General features: G+C 61.4%; 4 protein-coding genes. All 4 read right to left on the bottom strand.

The genetic code is table 11. The annotated features are described in order from the left end of the window. Positions 1-110: 110 nt before the first annotated feature. A complete protein-coding gene (locus ABYW26_RS13205; protein WP_372605376.1) occupies positions 111-251 on the bottom strand; it encodes a hypothetical protein in 141 nt (46 codons plus the stop codon). 139 nt (positions 252-390) lie between these two features. Then, a complete protein-coding gene (gene mutT / locus ABYW26_RS13200; RefSeq protein ID WP_372605374.1) occupies positions 391-792 on the bottom strand; it encodes an 8-oxo-dGTP diphosphatase MutT in 402 nt (133 codons plus the stop codon). Then, the gene (gene argJ, locus ABYW26_RS13195; protein ID WP_372605373.1) at positions 789-2,177 is read right to left on the bottom strand and encodes a bifunctional glutamate N-acetyltransferase/amino-acid acetyltransferase ArgJ; all 1,389 of its coding nucleotides are present in this window, start codon (positions 2,175-2,177) and stop codon (positions 789-791) included. The genes mutT and argJ overlap by 4 nt, the downstream gene beginning before the upstream one ends. A gap of 20 nt (positions 2,178-2,197) precedes the next feature. Beyond that, a partial coding sequence (locus ABYW26_RS13190; protein WP_372605372.1) for a peptidylprolyl isomerase occupies positions 2,198-2,554 on the bottom strand: 357 nt, incomplete at its 5' end.

Raw genomic sequence — 2,554 nt, 5'->3', positions numbered from 1 at the left:
TTCGAGCGCGAAGAGATCGAGCGTTCGCTCAGCTGATCCATCAGCCCCCGGAAAAACAAAAAGGACGGCCCCTGCGGGTCGTCCTTTTCTTTTGGCCTATGCTCTGACGTTCAGGCGGCGGATTTGTCGCTGACCGGGCGGCCTTCGTAAATTCGTTCGCCCACGCGCACCTGAACATTTCCGTTGCTCAGACGCTGCACGAAAGCCCCCTGAATCGAGACGCAGCTACCGATGGTGATTGTTTTGATCACGAGCCCCTCCGCGGTCAAAGCCAAGAATTTGTGACGATACGCCTACAATACATCAAAAAATTAAAAAATCATCTCGATTCGGGCGACAGCTTTTCCACCGCGGCCCGTTTCGCACAATCCTGGGATGAGCCGGGGCGCCTTACAGCCAGTCGCGCAGGATCGGGATCAGCGGGATATCGGCGGGCGGCATCGGGTAATCCTTCAACGCCGCGGGCCGCACCCATTTCAGCATCTGACCCTCGCGGGCCTGCGGGATGCCGTTCCATTTGCGGCAGGCAAACAGCGGCATCAGCAGGTGGAAATCATCATAGCTGTGGCTGGCAAAGGTCAGCGGCGCAAGGCAACTGGACCATGTGTCGATGCCCAGTTCCTCTTGCAGTTCGCGGATCAGCGCATGTTCCGGGGTTTCGCCCGGTTCGACCTTGCCGCCGGGAAATTCCCACAAGCCGGCCATCGACTTGCCTTCGGGGCGCTGCGCCAACAGCACCCGCCCGTCAACGTCGATCAGCGCGACCGCGGAAACAAGAACGACCTTTTTCACGAGCGATAATCGGCGTTGATGTCGATATAGCGGTGGGTCAGGTCACAGGTCCAAACCGTGGCCTTGCCCCGGCCAAGCCCCATATCGACACCGATTACCAGCTCGGGCTGCTGCATGTATTCGGCGCCGTCGGCCTCGGTGTAATCGGGCGAGACCCAGCCTTTTTCAGCCACCAGAATATCGCCAAACCGAATGGACAGCAGGTCGCGGTCGGCCTTGGCGCCGGACTTACCCACGGCCATGACGATGCGGCCCCAGTTGGGGTCCTGCCCGGCAGCGGCGGTCTTGACCAAGGGCGAATTGGCGATCGACAGCGCCACTTTGCGGGCGTCGGCGGCAGTTGCGGCGCCGGTCACGGCGACCTCGATGAACTTGGTCGCACCTTCGCCGTCGCGGATCACCTGATGCGCCAGATTCAGCATCACGGTTTTCAGCGCCTTGGTGAAATCGCGCGCCGGTTTCGAGCGCAGATCGGTGATTTCAGGCGCATCCGAGGTGCCGGTCGCCGCCAGCAACAGCGTGTCCGAGGTTGAAGTATCGCCATCGACGGTGATGTTGTTGAAGGTCTGATCGGTCAGGCGCGACAGGATTTTCTGCAGCGGTTCGCGGGCGATCTTGGCGTCGGTAAAGATATAGACCAGCATCGTCGCCATATCCGGCGCGATCATGCCCGAGCCTTTGGCGATCCCGGCGATATTCACCAGCTTGCCATCAATCTTGCAGCTTGCGGTCGCGGCTTTGGGAAAAGTGTCGGTGGTCATGATGGCGCGCGCGGCGTCGGCCAGGCCGTTTTCCGACAGGTTCGCGGTCAATTCCTCAAGCGCCGCAGTGATGCGTTCATGCGCCAGCGGTTCGCCGATCACCCCGGTCGAAGACGAAAACACCCGGCTTTGCGGAATTTGCGTGGCGCTGGCAACGCCAGCGGTGACAGCATCCACGGCCTTGCGGCCATTGTCGCCGGTAAAGGCGTTGGCATTGCCGGCATTGACGATGATCGCGGCGCCGGCGCCGTCATCGGTCAGGCCGATCTTGGCTTCGCAATCCAGAACCGGCGCGGCGCGGGTGGCCGAGCGGGTAAAGACCCCGGCCATCTGCGTGCCCGGCGCAAGACGGGCCAGCATCACGTCGACGCGGCCTTTATAGCGCACCCCGGCGGCGATCGCGGCGAACGAGGCGCCCTTGATCACCGGCAGGTCAGGCATGCCGCCAGCCGGAGCCAGCGGCGAGACGATTTGCAGCTTGGGCTTGGGGGCGGTTTGCGCCTCGGCCTCGGCCTTTTGCTTTTTCTTCGCCGACTTCACCTTTTTGCGCAGCTTTTCCACTTCGCGTTCAAAGGCCTCGACATCGGCCTTTTTCGTCGACTTCGATTTGCTTTTCTTGGCCATGGCTTTTCCCCGTCCGGCGCTTAGTCTGCCAGCAGATCCCGATTGCGCAGCAGGGCGGGGTCGATGGCGGTTTCATTGCGCACAACATCTGCGTTTTTAGCGATTTCATCAATGGCCTGCGTCACTACGTCTTGCTGAATTTGGCCAATGATTTCGTCGCGGACCTCGTCCAGTGCCGGGGCGGATTTATCGCGGGTTTCGTTCAGGATGACGACGTGCCAGCCGAACTGAGTTTCAACCGGGTCCGAGACCTGACCGACCTCAAGCGACAGCACCGCGTCTTCGAACGGCTGAACCATCATGCCCTTGCTGAACCAGCCCAAAGCGCCGCCCGACGGGCCCGACGGGCCGGTGGATTTTTCCTTGGCCAGCTCGGC

It is taken from the genome of Actibacterium sp., from assembly GCF_041584535.1.
GTDB lineage: Bacteria > Pseudomonadota > Alphaproteobacteria > Rhodobacterales > Rhodobacteraceae > Actibacterium_D.
The sequence above is the reverse complement of the archived record's forward strand: the minus strand, read 5'-3'. Positions and strand labels throughout refer to the sequence as shown.

Coding starts and splice junctions, on each gene's coding strand:
- argJ (WP_372605373.1), bottom strand. CDS start 2,177: ATGGCCAAGAAAAGCAAATCGAAGTCGACGAAAAAGGCCGATGTCGAG.